16 protein-coding genes are annotated in these 18769 nt (G+C 60.7%); 9 read left to right on the top strand and 7 right to left on the bottom strand.

Translation table 11 applies throughout. The annotated features are described in order from the left end of the window. Positions 1-12 precede the first annotated feature (12 nt). From KSY82_RS06990 to KSY82_RS06975, 4 genes are all read right to left on the bottom strand, one after another. Positions 13-1161: an amino acid ABC transporter permease gene (locus tag KSY82_RS06990; protein ID WP_217750673.1), complete on the bottom strand. Its 1149-nt coding sequence runs from the start codon at positions 1159-1161 to the stop codon at positions 13-15. A 9-nt stretch (positions 1162-1170) separates the two neighbouring features. Continuing rightward, a complete protein-coding gene (locus tag KSY82_RS06985) occupies positions 1171-2097 on the bottom strand; it encodes a transporter substrate-binding domain-containing protein (RefSeq protein ID WP_217750672.1) in 927 nt (308 codons plus the stop codon). 279 nt (positions 2098-2376) lie between these two features. Next, a complete protein-coding gene (locus tag KSY82_RS06980) occupies positions 2377-3270 on the bottom strand; it encodes an aldose 1-epimerase family protein (RefSeq protein ID WP_217750671.1) in 894 nt (297 codons plus the stop codon). A gap of 113 nt (positions 3271-3383) precedes the next feature. Further along, on the bottom strand, positions 3384-4253 hold the full coding sequence (locus tag KSY82_RS06975) for a hypothetical protein (RefSeq protein WP_217750670.1): 870 nt from the start codon (positions 4251-4253) through the stop codon (positions 3384-3386). Positions 4254-4505: 252 nt separating this feature from the next. Between KSY82_RS06975 and KSY82_RS06970 the strand changes: the two genes are divergently transcribed. Further along, positions 4506-5750 carry an MFS transporter gene (locus KSY82_RS06970; protein WP_368042045.1) on the top strand — a complete coding sequence of 415 codons (1245 nt, stop codon included), beginning with the start codon at positions 4506-4508 and terminating at the stop codon, positions 5748-5750. Between the two features lie 51 nt (positions 5751-5801). Next, positions 5802-6248: a low molecular weight protein-tyrosine-phosphatase gene (locus KSY82_RS06965; protein WP_217750669.1), complete on the top strand. Its 447-nt coding sequence runs from the start codon at positions 5802-5804 to the stop codon at positions 6246-6248. 153 nt (positions 6249-6401) lie between these two features. On the opposite strand, the gene KSY82_RS06960 is transcribed toward KSY82_RS06965, so the two are convergent. Together KSY82_RS06960 and KSY82_RS06955 are read right to left on the bottom strand one after the other, a co-directional pair. After that, positions 6402-6731, bottom strand: coding sequence for a TIGR04076 family protein (locus KSY82_RS06960; protein WP_217750668.1), 330 nt, complete (start codon positions 6729-6731; stop codon positions 6402-6404). Beyond that, complete coding sequence (locus KSY82_RS06955; RefSeq protein WP_217750666.1) at positions 6724-7548, bottom strand: PfkB family carbohydrate kinase; 825 nt, start codon at positions 7546-7548, stop codon at positions 6724-6726. The genes KSY82_RS06960 and KSY82_RS06955 overlap by 8 nt, the downstream gene beginning before the upstream one ends. A gap of 558 nt (positions 7549-8106) precedes the next feature. On the opposite strand from KSY82_RS06955, the gene KSY82_RS06950 reads away from it, so the two are divergent. The 4 genes from KSY82_RS06950 to KSY82_RS10560 all read left to right on the top strand — a co-directional run bounded on the left by KSY82_RS06950 (position 8107) and on the right by KSY82_RS10560 (position 13957). Beyond that, positions 8107-8613: a MarR family winged helix-turn-helix transcriptional regulator gene (locus KSY82_RS06950; protein WP_217750664.1), complete on the top strand. Its 507-nt coding sequence runs from the start codon at positions 8107-8109 to the stop codon at positions 8611-8613. After that, a complete protein-coding gene (locus KSY82_RS06945) occupies positions 8606-10420 on the top strand; it encodes an ABC transporter ATP-binding protein (RefSeq protein ID WP_217750663.1) in 1815 nt (604 codons plus the stop codon). Before KSY82_RS06950 ends, KSY82_RS06945 begins: the two co-directional genes overlap by 8 nt. Beyond that, the gene (locus tag KSY82_RS06940) at positions 10413-12332 is read left to right on the top strand and encodes an ABC transporter ATP-binding protein (protein WP_217750661.1); all 1920 of its coding nucleotides are present in this window, start codon (positions 10413-10415) and stop codon (positions 12330-12332) included. Before KSY82_RS06945 ends, KSY82_RS06940 begins: the two co-directional genes overlap by 8 nt. A 533-nt stretch (positions 12333-12865) precedes the next feature. Further along, on the top strand, positions 12866-13957 hold the full coding sequence (locus tag KSY82_RS10560) for a GGDEF domain-containing protein (protein ID WP_217750659.1): 1092 nt from the start codon (positions 12866-12868) through the stop codon (positions 13955-13957). A 43-nt stretch (positions 13958-14000) separates the two neighbouring features. On the opposite strand, the gene KSY82_RS06930 is transcribed toward KSY82_RS10560, so the two are convergent. Further along, complete coding sequence (locus KSY82_RS06930) at positions 14001-14879, bottom strand: LysR family transcriptional regulator (protein ID WP_368042044.1); 879 nt, start codon at positions 14877-14879, stop codon at positions 14001-14003. 233 nt (positions 14880-15112) lie between these two features. Between KSY82_RS06930 and KSY82_RS06925 the strand changes: the two genes are divergently transcribed. From KSY82_RS06925 to KSY82_RS06915, 3 genes are all read left to right on the top strand, one after another. Further along, on the top strand, positions 15113-15994 hold the full coding sequence (locus KSY82_RS06925; RefSeq protein ID WP_217750655.1) for an SDR family NAD(P)-dependent oxidoreductase: 882 nt from the start codon (positions 15113-15115) through the stop codon (positions 15992-15994). A gap of 65 nt (positions 15995-16059) precedes the next feature. Next, positions 16060-17316, top strand: coding sequence for an MFS transporter (locus KSY82_RS06920; RefSeq protein WP_217750653.1), 1257 nt, complete (start codon positions 16060-16062; stop codon positions 17314-17316). A 69-nt stretch (positions 17317-17385) separates the two neighbouring features. Further along, positions 17386-18426, top strand: coding sequence for a Gfo/Idh/MocA family protein (locus KSY82_RS06915; RefSeq protein ID WP_217750651.1), 1041 nt, complete (start codon positions 17386-17388; stop codon positions 18424-18426). Positions 18427-18769 lie beyond the last annotated feature (343 nt).

Below are 18769 nucleotides of genomic sequence, written 5' to 3'. Positions count from 1 at the left end.
CTCGTCTTGAGCCTAGTTGGAGCTGGGCAGCGTGACCGGAGCCTCGGCGCCGAGCTTTTTGCCAAAGGCCTCGAGCAGGCGGCTCGCCACGAGCGTCAGGATCAGGTAGACCACGAGCGCCACGCAGTAGACCTCCATCTGGCGGTAGTACACGCCGGCGACGGTGGTGGTGGCGTACATGAGGTCGAACACGCCGATGACCGAGAGCACCGACGAATCCTTGATGTTGATGATGAGCTCGTTGGTGAGCGCCGGAATCGCGTTTTTAATGCCCTGGGGGAACACGACCTTGCGCATAGCCTGCCACTGCGAAAGGCCCAGCGAGCGCGCCGCCTCGGCCTGGCCGGGATCGATGGACTCGATGCCGCCGCGCAGGACCTCCATCATGTAGGCGGTGGAGTTGAGCGAGATGGTAACGAGGCCGGCGGTGAAGGTGCTCCAAATCTGGTTGGCCTGAGCGGTCTCGAAGCCCATGCCGCGCAAAACGGTGAAGCCCGCGTAATAGATGAGCAGGCCCTGGACCATCATGGGCGTGCCGCGCACGATGGTGGAGTAGATGGTCGCAAAGCCGCGGCCGATACTCTTAAAGAAGCGCACCAGGTCGTTATCCACGCGGTCGAAGGTCTGAATACGCAGGAACACAAAGAGCAGTGCCAGGAAGAATGCGATGACGGTGCCGAAGGTGGCAAGCGCGATGGTGATCTCGATACCGCGAATAAAGAAGTCCCCGCTCTTGTAGGTCATGTAGACCAGGCTCGACAAAAAGTCGCTGGGGTTGGAGTCCGAGACAATACTCACCTGCACCAGGTCGATAAACGACATGACGCAGCGGTCGATAAAGAAAACTGCCGCGATGGCGACCACGACGTAGCTGCCCAGGCGTGCGCCACGACGGCAACGCTCGGATGCGAACGGCGACTTTACGCGATAGTCGCTCCAGTGCATAAGCTTGGTGACCAGCGCCGCCGCCGACACGACGAGCCAGGCCCAAAGGATTGCCCAGAGGCAGTCTTGGAACACGCCCGTAGGCGCCAAGAAACTCATCGGCGTGGGGTTGCGTTGGCTAAACGCCAGGCCGAGCGCCGCGATAACACTCGTGCCCAGGTATACATAACGGTGGTCGGCCTTGAAAAAGGAGGCCAGGCGATTAATGGTTTTCATGCTGCCTCCCTATGCCGGCTGACGGTCGAGGCACGCGTCCCACATTTGGTCGCGCTCCTCTTGGCTAATGCCCTTGAGTGTCTTGTCGATGAGCTTAAGCAGCTTGTCCGAGCCCTTGCGGCAGCCGACGTTTGCCGTGACCTCCTGCTTAAAGCCCTCGCCCTCGGCAAATTGAATCGGCACGATACCCGGGTTTTGGGCCATATAGCCCTTCTCGTTCTCGGTATTGTAGGTCACGGCGTCGCAGGTGCCCTGCAGCAGGTTCGAAAACACCGTGGGGACGGAGTCGACCGGGTTCTTGTGCACAACGCCCGGGATCTCGTCGATGACGGTATCGAGCATGGTGTCCTTTTGGCCGAGTACCGTTGCGCCGCTAAAGTCGCTGAGCTTGGTCGCATTTTGGTAGGGCGAGCCCTCTTTTACGAACAGGCCAAAGTAGCCAATGAAGTACGGATCGGAAAAGCCGACGGACTCCTCGCGCTCGGGCGTGGCGCTCATGCCGGCGATGATGAGGTCGATTTGGCCGTTGTTGAGCGAATCGATAAGACCCGAGAAGCTCTGCTTGACGGCAACGGGCTCGCCACCGAGGGCCTTGCAGACGATCTTGGCGATCTGCACGTCGTAACCATCGGCATAGGCGCCCTTCACGTTGTCGATGGGGATGGTGTACTCGCTGGCTTCGGAGACCTGCCAGTTGTACGGGGCGTAGGCCGCCTCCATGCCGATGCGGATCTTGTCCTTGCCGATCACGGAATCGGACAGGTCGTCGCGACCGCCGCCCGTCGTGGGCTGAACCACCTTGAGCGTGGACGGGCGCTGACAGCCGGCGAGCGCGCCGGCGACGACGGAAGCGCTCGCAGCGAGAGCGCTTCCCAAAAAGATGCGACGGCTGCATACCGGCTGTGGATGCGCGTCGCGTTGATGGGGAGAATGCATAATCTGCCTTCCCTGTTGAATCGTATGCTGACGACTTAACAGGATATACGCCAGCGACCAGCAGCGCAGCACAAGCTCGAAAAATTAATAGACACACGGTAGTCATTGGGGACGTCGATGTTTTGGCAATGCCGGCGAGCGACGTCCAGAGCGAACAAGTGGCATGAAAAAGGCAAGGCATGACCAGAAGGTCTATGCCTTGCCTTATGAATGACAAATTATCGCTCTGGACGGCGCGCAGCGTCGACCGGTCCGCCGTTCGTTAGAACGGCGGAACCTCTAGAGCAAGGTGACGCTAAAGCTGCGGACGTCCGTCTCGCCCGGCGCCAGCGTAATGGTGTTGACCTTGTGCTCAAAAACATCGTCCTCGGTGTCCATGGTGGTATGACCGGTCCAGGGCTCGAGCGCCACAAACGGAGCGTCGTTGGCGGCAGACCACACGCCAATGTACTTAAAGCCCTCAAAGTCGATCTTGACGCCGTGGCCCGACTTGCGGCCGCGCAGTGTGAGCGTGGAGCCCGGAGTATCGGTGAACATGATGGCATCGTTATCGAAGCTGCGGTGCGTGATGGGCAGCACGTCCGAGTTATCGGGAGCCTTGTAGCCACCCTCGAACGTCATAAGACCGTCGGGCGTGATGATGGGAGCCTCGTTGGTCCAAGCCTCGGTAAACGCCAACTCGTAATCCTCGAACGCCTCGTCCTCGGCACCGGGGGCCGGTACGTTAAATGCGGGGTGGCCGCCCACCGAGAACGGCAGGTCCACGTCGCCGGTGTTGGTGACGGCGAAGGTCTGCGTGAGGGTGGCGTCGCCGGTCAAGGCATAGGTCATGTTGAGCTTAAAGTGGAACGGGAACGCCTTGAGCGACTCGGGCGTATCGGTGATCTCGTACGTTACCGAGGAGCCGTCCTCCGAAACCTCGACCAGCTTGTGCTCGACAATGCGCGCGAGTCCGTGGCGCGGCATTTCGCAGGTGCCGGCCGCAGACGTTGCCGTGTTGTTGCGCAGCGAGCCCACAATGGGGAACAGGATGGGCGCGTGCTTGCCCCAAAAGGCGGGGTCGCCCTGCCACAGATACTCGTTGCCGTTGAGGGCAAGGCTCGTGAGCTGGGCGCCCATGGAATCGATGGCCGCGGTGAGGCCGCCGCGCTTGATGGTAGTGACGGTAGACATGCTACTTCCTCCAAAAGTAAACAATAGTGTCGAGGGCTATTGTCCCACTCTTGGCGGCGGGACGGGACGGCAGGCGATTATTGAGTAGCCATAGCGGAATGAGCGGCGAGCGCCTACTGGGTATCTACGTAAAGGTCGAACCCACCCTGCGGTGTGGTGTCGACCGTGTCGGGCGCCTGTGAGTTAAAGTTCACGGGGACCATGCGCTTTGAGGCACGGAAGCGCGTGCCGTCGGTGGCGACGGGCGGTTCATCGACGGTGAGCTCGTAGCCGCCGGGCTTGAGCTCGATGCCGTCACCAGCGGAATTGACGTATTGATACTCGTCAATCGTCTGCCCTTTGAGCGTGCGCCCCACGATGTGGATGAGCATTTGGCTGTCGCCGCGCGCGGTGTCCCACGTCGCGCCGTCCTTGACCTCGACCGACACATGTACCGAGCGCGTACGACCGAGCGATTGCTCGACAGACATCTCGACCTTGGCGGCGTCTTTTCGCTGTTGTTCGACATGGCTCCAGACGTTTCCAATTACCGAGCATGCGATAACGCCGGCCATAAAGGCAATAAGGATGGGGCCGAGCGGCGAGCGACGTCCTGCATCTTCCTCGCGAGACAGATTGGGGCGACGTGTGGGTGCGGGCGCCTGAGCGCCCTGCGAGGGCACGTCGAGAATGCTGAAGGATGCCGTGCTGTCGGGATCGATGGTGTGACGCGGCTGTGGGGTCTTTGCCGGCGAGATGGACATGTCGGCTGGCTCGCCGAGCGTGGCCGTAGCGTCGGCCTTGGCCTCGTCTGCCTCGGCCTGGGCCCAAGCTTGTTCGAAGGTCAGGGGCTCGACGGGGTCGAGGGCGGCGTCCGAATCGGCGGCGACGTCGTTGCCGGTCTCGTCCTCGTCGCTCGACACGTCACGCGGCATGGACTCGTCCCGCTCCTCGTCCGGAGCCTCACCCTCGCTATACCACCATTCAAAGTTATCGATATCCATACGGGGCGCCCCTTAGGCCTCGCAAATAAACACTCGCTAGCCTTATACCCCCAGACGGCACCGAAGCTCACCCGCGCCGAACACGAAAACCGTCACAACATTCGACGCTTTTCCTCGATTTCGAGATTTTCATCGAATGTTGTGATGGTTTGGGCGACTGGCCGGCAGCGCAATGTGACAAAGGGACTGCCCCTTTGTCACATTCTGTTAGAGTTGCAGGGATTGAATCCCGCTTATCAATGCGACATTGGAGTGACAACCTTGATCGCCGCAACCACGCCTAAAAGTAAGTCAACCGCCGCCGCGCTCTCCCCTGCGCGCACCAAGCTCTGCCTGGCGCTGCTCGTGCTGTTGGGATTCTCGCTCGGCTGCTCCGAGTTCGTGGTCATCGGCATCGAAAGCGACCTGGCGACGGAACTCGGCGTATCACTTGCCACTGCGGGCCAGCTCATCAGCGTGTTCGCGCTGGTCTACGCCATCGCGACGCCGGTGCTTGCGCTCAGCACGGGGCGATTCCGCCGCTACCAGCTGCTCGTGTGCTACAGCATCGTCTTTGTGCTTGGCAATTTGTTTATGGCACTGGCGCCCAACTTCCAGGTGCTCTTTATCTCGCGCATTGTCCTGGGCTCTGTCTCGGGTGCGCTGCTCGCCGTGGGCGTAACGTACATCCCTGAGCTTCTGTCCCCGCAGCAAACTTCGCTTGCCATCTCGGTAGTATATGGTGCGTTTTCCGTGGCGATGGTCTTTGTGACCTCGATCGGTAAGTTTGTGGCCGACACGCTCGACTGGCACGTTGCCATGTACGGCGCGCTGACCTTTGCCGTTTTGATCTGCGGAGCGCTCGTGGCGTTTATGCCGCGCGCTGGGCAAACCGACGAGCCCGCCACCTTTCGCGAGCAGGCGAGTCTGCTGCGCGAGCCGAGTATCATCACCGGCATGCTTATCTTTTTGTTTGGCGTGGGCTCGGTCTATGTGTTCTACGGCTACGTGACGCCTTATCTTGAGCAGGTGCTGGGCATGGGCACGGTCGAAGCCAGTACCACGCTTATGGCCTACGGCGTGTTCTGCCTGATCTCGAACATCCTGGGCGGATGGATCGATGCGCGCTTTGGCATGAAGGCGCTGCTTGTGACGTTTGTGCTGCAGGCGGCGGCATTGTTTGGGCTGTTTGCCGCAGGCGCTGCCATGCCGCTCGCACTTGTCTTTGTCTTTAGCCTGGCGATGCTCATGTACCTGTTCTCGGTGTCGTGCATCACGCACTTTATGGACGTGGCTCGCAGCCGCCATCCCAAATCGATGGTGCTCGCGAGCTCGGTAGAACCCATGGCGTTTAATGTCGGCATTTCGTTTGGCACCGCGGTGGGCGGCGCCGTGGTAAGCAGCATTGGTATTGCGTACGTGGGCGCAGTGGGCGCCGCATTCTCGCTTGTGGCCTGGGCACTCACGCTGGTGACGATTAAGTTGGCTCGCTGGGAGCGCAAGCGGACGAGGGCGTAGGCGTAGATGCGATACTCGAGCTCGATGAGGACGATCGAAAGGAAACCGCTCATGCAACGCATTCTTTTTATCTGCTATGGGAACATCTGTCGCTCGACGATGGCTGAGTCCGTGTTTACCGAGCTGGTGCGCCGCGCTGGACGCGAGGCGGAGTTTGCCATTGATTCCGCTGCGACCTCGACCGAGGAGATCGGCAATCCGCCGCATCGTGGCACCGTTGCCAAGCTGCGTGAAGTCGGGATTCCTGTCGTTGCCCACCGTGCGCGCCAGGTGCGTCGCGCGGAGTATGGTGACTGGGACCACATTGTCTATATGGATGCCGAGAACGTGCGCGGTCTGCGTCGCATTTTTGGCAGCAATCCCGATAGCAAGATCTCGCGCCTGCTCGATTGGACCGATCGTCCCGGCGACGTGGCCGATCCCTGGTACACCGGCAACTTCGATGCCACCTACCGCGATGTGCTCGCCGGCTGCACGGCCATGCTCGAGCAGTTATAGGCAAGCGAGCACGCGGACGCACGTGCCACGCCATCGGCATAAAACGAGCGTGGATGATCTCCCACTTTGAGCGTTCAAGCGCGCTCTAAACGGGAGAAAATCCACGCTCGTTATCTTTGAGGGAGAAAAACCTCGCTCGATTGATTCGCTCGATTACTCGTCGACGATCTCGGCGAGCCAGACGTTCAACGTATCGACCTCGGGACAGCAGAACTTTGCCGTGCCGGGCTCGTTGCCGGGCACGGTACCGCCATAGCGCAGGATGTCGATATAGGGAAAGCCCACATGGCAGGCCATGGCGCACATCTTGCCGCGGTCGCGGTCGAAGTCGAAGACGTCACCCGGCTTGTGCCCGTGATGGCAGCGGCATGTGCCCAGCTGGTCCACGCAGCTCACGCGGATACGCGGACGCTTGCCACGCGGCGCGCCGAGCGGCTTGTTCTCGCCCGCAGGCTTGACGCCGCCCTCGTCAGCGTTACTCATGGTCGATCACGTCCAGGCAGGCCTCGATGGGCAGGCCGGCCGACTTGTCCTCTTGGTCGGCATTGCGCTCGATAAGCTCAGCCACCACACGCATGGCATCGGACGTCGCACGCTGCAGACTCCAACCTGCCATAACGCGGCCGACGAGCACCGCCGAAAACGTGTCGCCCGTGCCCGGGAAATAGACCGGAATGAGCTCAAAGGGAATCGTGAAGTACTCCCCCACTACATGGTCGTAACCGATAACCGCGTTCGTGCCATTGACCACGGCGCTCGTAATGACCACAGACTTGGCACCCAGCTCGCGCACGGCGTCCACAAGGACGCGGGCCTCATCGGGCGTTATTTGCTCGGCGATAGGCCTATCGGCAAGCAGGCACGCCTCGGTATAGTTGGGTACCGCGTAGTCTGCGCACTCCAGCAGGTGCCGCATAAGGCCAATCGTGGACTCGGGCACGCCCGCATAAAGCTTGCCGTTGTCGCCCATGATGGGGTCGAAGAACACCTTGGTGCCCTTTTGCGCACGGCGGTGGCAAAAGTCCGAGATGATACGCGTCTCTTCCTCGGTCACGATAAAGCCGGTCGAGATGGCGTCGAACTCAAAGCCGAGCTCCTCCCAGATAGCGAGGCTTTGGCGCACGTACTCGGTGGTGTCGTGGATGTAGAACTTGGGGTAGTTGAGCGTGTCGGAAACGAGCGCCGTCGGCAGGTTATGGATACGGTAGCCCATGTGCGACAGCACCGGCAGCATGGCGGAAAGCGCGACCTTGCCGTAGCCGCACATATCGTTAATCAGCAGCAGCTGAGTATTCTTCATGAGGGTCTCCCTTGTTTCGGGCGCGGCGCGGCAGCGCCACAGTGCGACTAAGTGTAACGCAGGGGACGTTGTGAGCGGAGTCGAGCGGCACGAAGGGCAAATTGTTGCGGAAAGGTTTCGGAAACGAGGGGCTAGCTTGCTTCATTGCGGCTCATTTGCCGCCACTTATTCAGTGCCATTTCAAAACTATGCCGGATTACGGGGCTGAACCTGAATGAGCCAACCACACCCCCTATTTTCAAATCATAGCGAGCCTTCTACCTGCGGTTTTCTTTTTACCAATTTCGGCATGGTCGGCAATCCGTCGTTCAGCCCCGTAATCCGGCATAGTTTTTAAGTTAGTCGTTGGGGACGTTCTTAAATGACTAGGCAAACAAGAACGTCCCCAACGACTATCAGCACAAGGAGTGTCCCCAAGTGCCGGCACATAAGGAACGTCCCTAAGTGCCGCTTGAACATAATAAGTTTGGTACCTTGACAATCAATCTATGCGCTCCTAAATTGGTTAGGCACAAAACAATTCCTCTACCTAACTAAAGAAAGGAGCAGCACTAATTCATGTGCGATGAACCTCTTAGCCTTTGTTCGCACGAGCCCGGCGGCGACCCGTCACGGTCGGCGGATGCACCCGAAGCGGTTAGCTCGGAAGACAAGCTTGCCAAGCGCATCCTCAATAATCTGGGCTTTTGCGGCCATTACATGCATTTTCATGGCGGAGGCGTGTCCGGCAAGGCACCCATCATCTGCCTGCTGGCCAAGCAACCCGGCGGCGAGATGTCGCAGCAGGAGCTCGGCATGCACTTTGACCTCAAGCCGGGGTCACTTTCCGAGATCCTGTCCAAGCTCGAGCTCAACGGCCTCATCGAGCGCAGCCGTAACCCCAAGGATCGACGGCAGCTCACCATTCGCCTGACCGAGACCGGCCGGGAAAACGCCCGCATCGACCAGGCAGCCCGCATTCGCTTTAGAGAGCAGGCCTTTAGTGCGCTCACCCACGACGAGCGCGAGGACCTCGCCGAAATGCTCGATAAAATCCGTGTAACCTGGGAGGAACTGGATGATTAAAACCCTCATGGGCAGCATCCGCGACTATATGAAAGTCACCGTTGCCACGCCGTTGCTCGTGCTTGGCGAGGTGCTCTGCGAGATGCTGATTCCATTTATCACCGCCAACCTGATCGACGCCATCAAAGATGGCACCACCGTAGCCGAGATGCTTCCCACCGCGGGCTTTTTGGTGCTCATCGCGCTGACGTCGCTTGCTTTTGGCGCCGCTGCCGGCGTCACCTGCAGCCATGCGAGTTGCGGCTTCGCTAAGAACCTGCGTCACGACCTGTTCTACAAGATCCAGACGTTCAGCTTTGCCAACATCGATGAGTTCTCGAGCTCCTCGCTCGTCACGCGCCTGACCACCGATATCAACAACGTGCAGCAGGCCTTTATGATGATCATCCGTATCGCCGTGCGCGCGCCGCTGGTATTGATCTTCGCCTTTACCATGGCATTTATCATGGGCGGCAGCGTCGCCATGGTCTACCTGGTCATCATTCCGCTGCTGGGCTTTGGGCTGTTCTTTATCATCTTTAAGGTGCGTCCCATCTTCTCGCGCGTGTTCCACAAGTACGACGCCCTTAACGAGTCCGTCGAGGAAAACGTCACCGGCATGCGCGTGGTCAAGAGCTATGTGCGCGAAGACTTTGAGAAGGAGAAGTTCGCGACCGCCGCACGCGACGTCCAGATGGACTTCACCCGCGCCGAGAAGCTGCTCGCCTTTAACAACCCCATGATGAACATCTGCGTCAACGGCGCGTTCGTCGTCATCATCTACCTGGGCTCCAAGCTCATCATCACGAGCCAGGGCACGCTGTTCGACGTGGGCCAGCTCTCCTCGATCTTTACCTATGGCTTCCAAATCCTCATGAGCCTGATGCAGCTATCGATGATCTTTGTCATGGTGACCATGGCCGACGAATCGGCGCACCGCATCACCGAGGTGCTGGCCGCCGAGCCCACGATCGCCGATCCCGCCGAGCCCGTGCTCGAGGTCGCCGATGGCTCCATCGACTTTGACCACGTGAGCTTTAAGTATTCCGCGCATGCGAAGCGCCAGGCGCTCGACGATATCGACCTGCACATTAAGAGCGGCGAGACCATCGGCATCATCGGCGGCACCGGCTCGGCCAAGTCCACGCTTGTAAACCTTATCGCCCGTCTGTACGACACCACCGAGGGCACCGTGCGCGTGGGCGGCGTGGATGTGCGCGACTACGACTTGGACGCCCTGCGCCACCAGGTCGCCATGGTGCTGCAGAAAAACGTGCTGTTTAGCGGCACCATCGCCGAGAATCTGCGCTGGGGCGACCCGAACGCCACCGACGAGGAGGTCCGCGAGGCGGCACATCTGGCCTGCGCCGACGAGTTTGTCGACGGCTTCCCCAAGGGCTATGACACCTGGATCGAACAGGGCGGCTCCAATGTCTCGGGAGGTCAGAAGCAGCGCCTGTGCATTGCGCGCGCCCTGCTGCGTCGCCCCAAGATCTTGATCCTGGACGACTCCACCAGCGCCGTCGACACCAAGACCGACGCCAAGATTCGCGCAGGGCTGGCAAGCTATCTGCCCAACACGACCAAGCTCATCATCGCCCAGCGCATTAGCTCCGTGCAGGACGCAGACCGCATCATCGTCATGGAGGGCGGCCGTATCGCGCAGATCGGTAACCACGACGAGCTGCTCAAGACGAGCGAGATCTACCGCGAGACCTTCACCTCGCAGAACAAGATGTCTGCCGAGGGCGAAGAGGCCGTCGAAGCCGACACCGAGGCATCCGCAACACAAGCTCAGACCAAGGAAGGAGGCGAGGCACATGAGTAAGGCAACGACCGCCGAGCGCGCGCTCAACCGCAAGGGTGGCACCATGTCGCGCCTCATCAAGACGCTCTTTGGCTTCTACCCCGTGCTTTTGCCCCTCGTCGTCGTCGGCGTGGTGCTCTGCGCCATCATCAACTCCATCGGCGCGACCTTCCTTCAGAGCGCCCTGCAGATTATTAGCGAATCGTGGCAGTCGGGCGATTGGACGACCGCACAGCCCAAGATCGCACAGCTCGTGACCACCCTCGCCTGCATCTACGGCATCGGCATCCTGTCTTCGCTCTTCTGGAACCGCGCCATGGCCATCGTCACGCAGGGCTCGCTCGAGAAGCTGCGCGAGAAGATGTTCAACCGTATGCAGGACCTGCCGATTCGCTACTTCGACACGCACCAGCGCGGCGACATCATGAGCCACTACACCAACGACATCGACACGCTGCGCCAGATGATCAGCCAGTCGCTGCCCAACCTGCTCATGACGACCATCGTCATCGTCACGGTATTCTTTATCATGCTGTACTACAGCGTGTGGATGTGCCTGGTCATTGTGGCCGGCGTCGTCTTTATGACCTTTATGACCAAGCTGCTCGGCTCCAACTCCGCGCGCTTCTTCATTGCGCAGCAGACCGAACTCGGCGTGGTCGAGGGCCATATCGAGGAAGTCATGAACGGCCAGAAGGTCGTCAAGGCATTCTGCCACGAGTCTGCCGCCGAGGCCGATTTTGACGAGCGCAACGAAAAGCTCTTCGAGGTCTCGCAGAAGGCCAACATGTACGCCAACATCCTCATGCCTATCCTTATGAACCTGGGCAACCTGCTCTACGTGCTGGTCGCACTGGCAGGCGGCATTTTCCTGGCGCTGGGCGTGCCCAATCTGAGCATCTCGGGCATGGCGCTGTCCATCGCCGTCGTGGTGCCGTTCCTCAACATGACCAAGCAGTTCTGCGGACAGATCGGCCAGATCTCGCAGCAGATCAACGCCGTGGTCATGGGCCTCGCCGGCGCCGACCGCATCTTTGAGCTCATCGACGAGAAGCCCGAGACCGACGAAGGCTATGTGACGCTCGTCAACGCGCAGGTCAACCCCGATACCTGGCAGCTCGAGGAGGCCGACCACCACACCGGCATGTGGGCGTGGAAACATCCGCACCGCGCAACCGGCGAGATCGAGTACGTACCGCTGCGCGGCGACCTGGTCATGGACAACGTCGACTTTGGCTACACGCCCGACCACGAGGTGCTGCACGGCGTGTCCGTGTTTGCCAAGCCGGGCCAGAAGGTCGCGTTTGTCGGCGCCACCGGTGCCGGCAAGACGACCATCACCAACCTCATCAACCGCTTCTATGACATCGCCGATGGCAAGATCCGCTACGACGGCATCAACGTCAACAAGATTCGCAAGGCCGATCTGCGCCACTCGCTGGGCGTCGTGCTGCAGGACGTGAACCTGTTCACCGGCTCCGTGATGGATAACATCCGCTACGGCAACCTGGACGCTACCGACGAGGAGTGCATCGCGGCGGCCAAGCTCGCGGGCGCGGACGACTTTATCACCCGCCTGCCTGACGGCTACGACACCATGCTCACCGGCAACGGCGCCCAGCTGTCGCAGGGGCAGCGCCAGCTGATTTCGATCGCACGCGCCGCTGTTGCCGATCCGCCGGCGATGATCCTGGACGAGGCCACATCGAGCATCGACACCCGCACCGAGGCTATCGTGCAGGCCGGCATGGACAAGCTCATGGAAGGCCGCACGACGTTTGTCATCGCGCACCGCCTGTCCACCGTGCGCAACTCCGACGCGATCATCTGCCTGGACCACGGCCGCATTATCGAGCGCGGCAACCACGACGAGCTGATCGCCAAGCGCGGGTATTACTACCAGCTGTACACCGGAGCGTTTGAGCTGGAGTAGTTCGGCCCGCCGAGATGGCCGATTTGCCGCTCATTTGTCGGGCATGACCCTAAGGTCAATGCCCTCCTCTTTCGGGGCAAATCGACTCATCTCAACGACCCAAACACAATGCTTCGCAACGAATAAAGCCTCCGCAGCCACACGAGCTGCGGAGGCTTTTTTCATGCCGGCCGGAAACCGTATCCCACTTTTCGGACCCAGAATGGGATGCCGTTTCCCGCTGGACCCCCTCCGGGAAACGGCATCCCATTTCAAGGGGGTAAACCGGGATGTAGTTTCCCCTAACGGCACCTTTGGGAAGCCGCATCCCACTCTAGACGCACAAAACGGGATGAGCTTTCCCATGGTGATCCAAGACCAGAAGCATGTCCGATAGCGCAGCCAGGTCAAGAACAACAAGGCAGGCGTCACGCCAATTTGGACGAGTGTCTGCTGCAGTTTGAGGCTGCTGGCCTATATGGTAGAGTTAACCACCCATGAATTTCAGCACGCTATGCGCCACCTGCGCTTTTGCCATTTGAGGAAGTGAACTTGTGAATACTTCTGTCGCCAAGAAGGCCAGCCAGGCGGTGCGCCTGCTCATGATGGTGCTCACGGCAGTTCTCATCTTCTTCTTCATCAATGTTATGCTGCTCGTCTCCGATATCCAGGGCACGGCGCGCGTGGTCAACTACGCCGGTCTGGTGCGCGGTACCACGCAGCGAATCGTTAAGCTCGAGGATGCGGGCCAGCCTCAAGATGACCTGCTCAAAGCCGTGGATTCATACATCAACGGTTTGCGTTACGGAAGTGACGACCTCAACCTCGTCCGTCTCGACGACGATGAGTATCAGGCAAAGATGACCGAGCTTGCAAACTATTTTGATGAGCTTTGCGCCGAGATTGCCCGCGTGCGCGAAGTCGGCTACGAGAACACTGACATCATCTCGATGAGTGAGGAGTTCTTTGGCATTTGCGACGATGCTACGCGACTCGCAGAGGACTATTCCCAGGAAAAGGCGTCGGCGCTCAACTATCTCGAGGGCTTGGTGATCATCGACATCGTGGGCTTGGTGGCGACCTTTGCGGTCGAAGTTGTTCGCGCGGTGCGCACTGCCGCACTCAATCGCGAGCTGCAGAACAAAGTCTATCTCGACGAAGCCACAGGACTGCCCAACAAGAACAAGTGCGAGGAGATCTTGGGGCAGGAGCAGCCTGTCTCCGCGGAGGAGCCCGTTGCGGTGTGCGTCTTCGATCTTAACAATCTGCATACGGTCAATAACACCTTTGGCCACGAGAAGGGCGACGAATACATCCGTTCTTTTGCCCAGCAGCTGGGGCGCGTGGCGTCCGGGACGTGCTTTGTGGGCCGCGACGGCGGCGATGAGTTTATCGCGGTGCTGCGGGATGCCGATCGGGCTGCCGTGGAGTCCTGTCTCGCTCGGATTCGCGCGAACGTGAACGAGTATTCCGGGGCTCACCCCGACATGCCTATCAGCTATGCGGTGGGCTACGCGCTTTCCAGTGATTTTGATGAACCGCCTACGATGCGTGAGCTCTTTTCTCAGGCCGACAAAAGCATGTACATCGACAAGAACCGCGTAAAGACAGCCGAGGCAGCCGGGCCGCAACGCGAGGACCGCTAAACCCATAGCAAAGGGTAGCTAATTTGGGACGGGACTCTTTTGGCTACTTGAGAAGTTGTGCCATGGCGTTGACGAATTTTTGTACTTGGAGGGTTGGTTCGAGCGGGTAATGCAGAAAGACCGGTACCTCGCGGCCGCACAGGAACGGCACGCCCACAAAGGCTGGGTGCACCCCCGACCACGCTCCACAGGTGAGCACCGCGTCGCCCTTTTCCTCGGCTTCGTTAAAGAGCGCAAAGTCAAAGCTGTCCACATCGATCACGTCCACGCCGCCGTCGGCCAAAAGGTCGATGCGCAGGCTGTCCATGGCGTCGTTGCCGTGGCGCAGTATGCGCAGACGCATACCCTCCAGGTCGGCGACCGTAATGCGATTCTTGCGCGCCAGCGGGCTCGTGCGCGGCAGGTCGATATAAAACGGCACGTTAACGATGCGGAGCTTTTGGCAGGCGTCGCCCCAGCGTGGGGTAGAAAAACTCGACTGCACCACATCGACCTCGCGGCCCAAGCTGCGCATAACGGTCTCGCACTCGTCATAGAGGTCGCTTACCGGCACGATCTCAAATCGCAGCGACGGTTCCAGCTCGCGTACGCCCGACCACATCGACAGCGTTTGGCGCCCCGGGCACATCATCGACACGCCCAGGCGCACGGCCCTGCCATCGCCCGCTGCGCGTCGGGCACGGCGCAGCGCGTCCTCGGACTGCCGCATGATCGAACGCGCGTCGTCTACCAGTAACGCACCCGCCGGCGTCACTTTGACGCCCGAATGCGAGCGCTCGAACAGCGTAATACCGAACTCGGCCTCGAAGCCCGACACCTGCTTGACGAGCGCCGGGGTCGACACGCGCAATTTTGCCGCCGCACGCGAGAAGCTTCCCAGCTCCGCGGCGGCCGATATGGCCTCGAGTCGTCGATCGTACACGTCAATCTCCCGTTTTCGCGCCCATGGCCACATGGTGCCACAGGGGGTTGTTTTCGCAGGTCACACACTCAATCAAGGACACATCGTCTTGCGAGCTATAAACCTACGGTTAACGCCATTCTAACAAATATGCAATTCACCTGCGCAAATGCAAAGCATACGATAACCAGCGAAAACCACGTGGGTCGGTTAATGGGAGCGACCCACCGGGAGGCACAAGAAGGGAAGTTCCTATGAGCAATTGGCTTAAGCTCGAGGGCGATGTCTGCGCCGTAACCGGCGCACTCGGCGGTATGGGCGTCGAGATTTGCCGCGAGTTCGCCCGCAATGGCGCCAACGTCGTCATGCTCGACCTGGACGAGGAGAAGGTCAAGGCCGCTGCCGCCGATCTCGCTGCCGAGTTTGGCATCCACGCCGAGGGTTACAAGATGAACGCCACCGACGAGGCCGAGGTTCAGGCCGCCGTCGATGCCACCATCGCCGACTTCGGCCGCGTCGACGTCCTTGTCAACACCGCCGGCATCCTGCGCTTTGCCGCTATGGAAGACCTGCCGCTGAGCGACTGGGAGCAGGTGCTCAACGTCAACCTCACCGGCTACTTCATCACCTCGCAGCGCTTTGGTCGCGAAATGATCAAGGCCGGCCAGGGTCGCCTGGTGCACATCTCGACCGTTGCCAGCCACTCCCCCGAGACGTTCTCGGGCGTGTACAGCTCCACCAAGGCGGGCGTCAACATGATGTCCAAGATGCTCGCCGCCGAATGGGGTCCCTACGGCGTGCGCTCCAACTGCGTCGAGCCCTGCTTCGTTAAGACCCCGATGTCGGCCAACTTCTACGCCAACCCCGAGGTCGAAAAGAGCCGCAGCCGTCTGATCGCCACGCGTCGCATCGGCGAGGTCAGTGATATCGCCAACGCCGTCATGTTCCTGGCGTCCAAGCGCTCGGACTTTACCACCGGCGACGCCATCAAGGTCGACGGCGGCTTCTCCAACATGATGGGCGACCTCACCGCCAAGCCCGGCGGCCGTCGCGCCTATGCCGACAACTACCTCAAGAACAAGGGTGTCGAGCTTTGGTCCGATGAGTCCGGCGTCGCCAAGCCGACTGACCAGTAAACCAACCTAACAGGGAGGCCCGCGGACACGCCCGCTCCTCCCCCGCATCGATTAGAAAGAGTCCAATGGCTTCCACCAACTCCAACAAGGGTCGCGCCGTCGTGCTTTCCGCCGCGTGCGTCACCATGTTCTTCATCAGCTCCATCGCGCTGTATTCCGTCGTGAGCAAGAACCTACTCGCCGTCTACCCCGAGTGGTCGAGCGCTCTTACCTGGGCCTTCCCGGTCTTTCAGACCATCATGGCCGTGACGGGCATCTTCGCCGGCCGCATCTCCGACAAGATCGGCCCGCGCAACGTCGTGATCGCCGCCGCCGTGTGCTACGGCGTGGGCTGGTTCATGTCCGGCACCGTCACCGAGCCGTGGCAGTTCTACCTGTGGTTCTCGCTCGTCGCCGCTATCGGCAACGGCCTGGGCTACAACCCCGCGCTCACCACCGGCCAAAAGTGGTTCATCGACAAGAAGGGTCTCGCCTCCGGCATCACCCTGGCCGCTTCGACCGCCGGTCCCGCCGTGCTGTCCCCGGTGCTCGCCTCGCTGCTCATCCCGAGCCTGGGCATCTTTGGCGCCCTTAAGGCGCTCGGCGTCATCTTCTTTGTGACGATCGCCGCCTCCGCCCTGTTCCTGAAGGCCCCCGAGGCCGGCTGGCTGCCCGAGGGCTTCGAGGCCCCCAAGGGCGGCGCGCATGCCGGCACCTTCGGCGACCTCACCCCGGGCGAGATGGTCAAGACCCCGCGCTTCTGGGTCCTCATCGTCACCTTCGCCTTTGCCGCCACCGCGGGCACCCTGCTCGTGGGCAAGGTTGCCTCCATCGCCGCCGTCCAGCTCTTCACCGACCCCACGAGCGCCGCAGCCGTCGCCCTCGGCGGCGTGGTGGTCTCCGTCAACACCTGCGCCAACCTGGTCGGCCGCCTGTCCTTTGGCCAGATCATCGATAAGCTCGGCGCCTACAAGTCGCTGCTCATCAGCCTTGTCGTCACCATCGTCGCGCTCGTCATCATGTCGATGAGCTTTACGCAGAGCATGTTCTTTGTCGCACTCGCCCTGCTTGGCTTTAGCTTTGGCGCCCTGCTCGTCATCTACCCGCCGCTCACCGGTGGCGCCTTTGGCACCAGCAACATCGGCGTCAACTACGGCATCATGTTTTTGGGCTACGCCGCCTCCACCTGGATCAGCCAGCCCATCACCGCCGTGCTGTATCACGCCGAGGCTGGCAGCGCCGCCTACCAGCAGTCCTTCTACGGCGCCATCGTGATCGCCGCCATCGCCGTCGTGCTCACCGTCTACATGATGGTCTCCGACAGCAAGAAGAAGTCCGCTTAGCAATTGCCAATGTGACAAAGGGACTGTCCCTTTGTCACACTCCATCGCCACCACCATTAAGGAGTCGAAATGTCTGAGCTCAACCCCGTCCGCATTGCCGTTATCGGCGCCGGCGCCATGGGCCGCAACCACATCCGCTTTGTCACCGAGGAGCCCGAGGCCGAGCTCGTCGCCATCGCCGACGCCTTCGAGGGCGCCCGCGCCACGGCCGAGGCCGCCGGCGTGCCGTTCTTCACCGATCCCGCCCAGATGATGGACGAGATCAAGCCCGAGGCCGTCATCATCGCCACCCCCAACGACCTGCACCTGGGCGTTGCCCGCGAGGCCGTGAAGCGTAACATCGTGCCGCTGGTCGAAAAGCCGATCTCCAACGACCTGGAGGATGCCCAGGCCTTCGCCGCCGAGGCCGAAACCGCCGGCGTGCCCGTGCTCGTGGGTCAGCACCGTCGCCACAACCCCTTCGTCAACAAGGCCAAGGAGATCATCGAGTCCGGCGAGCTGGGCAAGCTCACCGTGTCGAGCTTCCACTACATGATCTATAAGAACGACGAGTATTTCGATGTCGAGTGGCGCCGCAAGAAGGGCGCCGGCCCGATCCTGGTCAACCTGGTTCACGACGTCGATCTACTCCGCTATCTGCTGGGCGAGCCCGTTGCCGTCCAGGGTATGCAGTCCAGCGCCGCCCGCGGTTTTGAGACCGAGGACTCCGCCGTGGTCAACGTCCGTTTTGCCGATGGCGCACTTGCGAGCATGACCATCTCCGACGCCACCGCCAGCCCCTGGAACTGGGAGGCAACCGCTCGCGAGGATCCGCAGTACCGCCCCTTCGACGCCGACGCCTACTTTATCGGCGGCACTAAGGGCGCCCTGTCGCTGCCCCGCCTGCACCAGTTCTCCTACGACGGCGCCTCTAACTGGCACAAGCCGCTGCAGATGGAGATCCCGGCTGTGGACCCGGCGCTGCCGCACAAGATGCAGCTCAAGCACTTTGTGAAGGTCGTCCGCCGCGAGGTCGAGCCCGTCGTGACCCCCGCCGATAACGTCAAGACGCTCACGCTTCTCAACGCCATCAAGGAGGCCGCCGAGACCGGCCAGCTCGTCGAGCTGTAATGCCTTAAGAGCGGGTCGCGGCAAACTCCCCGCCGAGCGCCTTGGCCCGCCGCCAACAAGCCCCTCTTCTTTGCCCCGCGAGCAGCCTCCTGCCCGCGGGGCCTTTTGCTACCTTGCCGACGATTTTTCTGGAGCGGGGGCTATTTTGCACCTCAGTCTGATTCGTTCGCCACGAAATGGGCCTATCTACTACGTTTAACCGATCACCCTCAAGCATGCCGAATTTCGAGAAATAAAAACCGACGCTCCTATAAGTTGTCAAGAGGCAGTTTGCGGGAGCGCTCTCTCCAATTCGCACAGGAGCTCGTAATACCTCCTCTCCAGTTTCGTCGACCGCCGTTTC

This window comes from Collinsella aerofaciens, from assembly GCF_019131995.1.
Classification (GTDB): Bacteria; Actinomycetota; Coriobacteriia; order Coriobacteriales; family Coriobacteriaceae; genus Collinsella; species Collinsella aerofaciens_S.
This window is presented reverse-complemented; position numbering and strand designations above follow the sequence as displayed.